Origin of the sequence: Actinosynnema sp. NPDC023658, from assembly GCF_040639995.1 — a bacterium.
Taxonomy (GTDB): domain Bacteria; phylum Actinomycetota; class Actinomycetes; order Mycobacteriales; family Pseudonocardiaceae; genus Actinosynnema.
The window spans coordinates 1-2,995 of the sequence record NZ_JBFAAX010000705.1 but is presented as its reverse complement, the minus strand read 5'-3'; the positions used below and the strand labels follow the sequence as shown (position 1 = coordinate 2,995).

Genomic DNA, 2,995 nt, shown 5'->3' with positions numbered 1-2,995 from the left:
CGTGCGGACCCCGCACCACCGGTCAGCGGACCACCTCCTCCAACACCCAGGAGGAGACCGCCGAGTAGTAGTCCCGCGCGTCGGGCGCGAGGTTGATCGAGTGGCCGTAGTCGGGCAGCACGTAGGCCCGCAGCGGCCCGCCGAAGTACGGCTCCTCGGCCGCGTGCAGGGTCTCCGCCGTCGAGCAGTCCGTGGCGAGCAGACCGCACACGGCGCCGTCGCGACCGCCCACGGCGGTCATCACCGGCACGTCGATCAGCAGGCTGTACGGCAGCAGCACGGCCACGCCGAGCCCGTCGGCCGCCTCGGTCGGGGAGAACACGTCCTTGGTCTGCTCCTCCAGCTCCATCACGTCCGGCACGAGCGGGCCCGGTGCGTGGAAGCTCGCGTACCGGGTGCCGGGCGCGGTGGTCAGGTAGCCCAGCGGCTGGAGCAGCCCGAACTTCCGGTCGAGGTTGGCCGGTCGGAAGTTCGCGAACGCCGTCGCCACGCCCACCGGGTTCACCCGGTGCGTCATGCCGGTCAGCAGCACGCCGTCCACGTCCCGGTAGGTGCCCGCCTCGACGACGGCGATCGCTGAACCGAGCGAGTGCCCGCCGACGACGACCCGGTCGAACCCCGTCCCGTACGCGCCGGACCGCAGGCCCTGCACGACCTGGTGCACGGCGTCGGCCTGGACGAACGCGGTCAACGTCAGGGCGAGCGGCTTCGAGCTGCGGCCGGTGCCGAGCCGGTCGAGGGCGAGGGTGGCGATCCCGGCCGCGTTCTGCGCCGCCCGGAACGAGTGCCTGCCGTCCGGGAAGTCCCAGTAGGAGCTGTTGTAGGTGGACCCGGGGATCAGCACCTGGACGGTGTCCGCGCCTGCCGGGGCGCACAGGGTGCCGTGCACGACCTCGCGATGGGCCAGGACGGTCACCGGCGCGTCGACGTCGCGGCAGGTCGTGCCGGCCGCGGCGGACGCCGGCGTCGACGACGACGCCACCAGGAGAGCCACCAGGCCGGCGGCGAGCGAGTAGCGCAAGGGGGGACGACCTCCATCGTGGGCGGAACGGGTGAGGTGAGCGGGCTCGTGGGGGTGGACTAGCGGGAACGGGTGGTCATGGGCAGGTGGTCCGGGTAGAGCAGGCCGATCACCCTGGGGCGCACGGGGCGTCCCGGCACGGGCACCAGCCGCCAGCGCGCGGCCAGGGTGGCCGCGACGATCGCGATCTCCAGGTGGGCGAACGCGTGCCCCGGGCAGTGGTGCAGGCCGCCGGCGAACGGCACGTAGGCGCCCTTCGGCACGGCGGCGGCGCGTTCGGGCAGCCACCGGTCGGGGTCGAAGCGGTCCGGATCGTCGTGGTAGCGCGGGTCGTGGTGCAGCGCGTGCGGGCTGAAGCCGACCTCCGTGCCCGCCGGCAGCCGCACGCCGCCCAACTCGACCTCGGTGTTGGTCCGCCGCAGCATCAGCCACAGCGGGTAGGCGCGCAGCACCTCGGTGATCACGCGGACCAGGTACGGCAGCCGCCCGACGTCCGCGACGGTCGCCGCACGGCCGTCGAGCACCTCGTCGACCTCGGCGTGCACCCGCCGTTCGACCGACGGGTTGCGGGCCAGCTCGTGGAACAGCCAGGCCAGCGCGATGCCGGTGGTCTCGGTACCGGCGGTGAGCAGGGTGACCACCTCGTCGCGGACCTGCTGCCGGTCCATCGCCGCGCCGGTGTCCTCGTCGCGGGCGTTCAGCAGCGCGGACAGCAGGTCGTCCCGGTCCCCGCGCGCGGAGTCGACCACGTCGTCCACGACCCGGTGCACGTGCGCGATGGCCCGGTCGAAGCGGCGGTTCGCCGGGATCGGCAGCCTCTCCAGCACCGCGGGCGACAACGCGCGGACCACGCCGAGCCGGATCAACGTCGGCGTGTGCGCCCTGATCCCGGCACTCACCGACGAGCCGAAATCCGCGGAGAACAACGTGCGGCCGACGATCGAGATCGCGAGGTCCTGCATCACCCGATCGAGTGACACAGTTCTTCCATCCCGCCAGGAATTCGCCAGTTCGTCGGCCAGTGCGGTCATCGTCTCCGAATACCTGGTCAGGGGGCGGCGGTGGAACGCGGGTTGCACCATCCGACGTTGTCTCCGGTAGAAATCGCCGTTGGTGCTGACCAGCCCGTTCCCAAACGCGCGGCGCAGTTTGTCGACGAAGATGCCCTTGTCGAACTTGTCGGTGTCCACGGTGAGCACCTGATGCGCCAATTCGGCCGTGGTGACGAGGTGCAGGGGCAGTCTGCCCAGGTAGACCCGCACGACCGCGCCGTGCGACCGCAGGTCCGAGGTGAACGCGAGGCGGTGGCGCAACAGGGCGGCGGTGTGCCCGAGCAGGGGTAATCGACCGGGAACCGCAGGAACCTCGCGTTGTGCGGGGTCGCCTGATTTCGGGCTGGCGGTCACGATTGCCGCTCCTGGTTGCCGCGAGTGTTGACCGCGTGCACTCTATGCGCCGTTCGGGCTCGGCGGGATCGCGCATTGGAGTTAAGTTGTGCAATCTGCTGGTGCCGGAGACCCACACGCTGTTGGATGTCGGGGTCCGCCGACCCCCGAAAGCGCGAAAGGCCCCGGAGCGCGCCATGAGCGACTTGGATTGGGTACCCGATGGCATCGACACGACGGTGCCGAGCGTCGCCAGGACCTACGACTACCTGCTCGGCGGCGCGCACAACCTCGCCGTCGACCGGGCGATGGGCGACCGGATGATGACGGTGCTGCCCGGTGCGCGCGACCTGGTCCGGTTGAACCGGGCGTTCCTGCGCCGCGCGGTCACCTACCTGGTCGAGCGCGGGGTCCGGCAGTTCCTCGACATCGGCTCGGGCATCCCCACCGTGGGCAACGTGCACGAGATCGCGCGGGAGGTCGCGCCGGACTGCCGGGTGGTCTACGTCGACAAGGACCCGGTGGCGGTCGCGCACAGCCGGCTGCTGCTCGCGGGCGACGACCGCACCGCGGCCGTGCGGGCGGACCT

Annotated in this window: 3 protein-coding genes; 1 reads left to right on the top strand and 2 read right to left on the bottom strand. The window is 71.7% G+C overall.

Annotated elements, in window-relative coordinates; translation table 11 throughout:
• Positions 1-22 precede the first annotated feature (22 nt).
• On the bottom strand, positions 23-1,021 hold the full coding sequence (locus AB0G02_RS33495) for an alpha/beta hydrolase (RefSeq protein ID WP_360802362.1): 999 nt from the start codon (positions 1,019-1,021) through the stop codon (positions 23-25).
• A 59-nt stretch (positions 1,022-1,080) separates the two neighbouring features.
• Positions 1,081-2,427 (bottom strand): cytochrome P450, encoded by a 1,347-nt coding sequence (locus AB0G02_RS33490; protein ID WP_360802358.1) that lies wholly within the window; start codon positions 2,425-2,427, stop codon positions 1,081-1,083.
• A 176-nt stretch (positions 2,428-2,603) separates the two neighbouring features.
• Here AB0G02_RS33490 and AB0G02_RS33485 point away from each other — a divergent pair.
• Positions 2,604-2,995, top strand: a 392-nt coding sequence (locus AB0G02_RS33485; RefSeq protein WP_360802355.1) for an SAM-dependent methyltransferase, incomplete at its 3' end; no start/stop codon positions are given.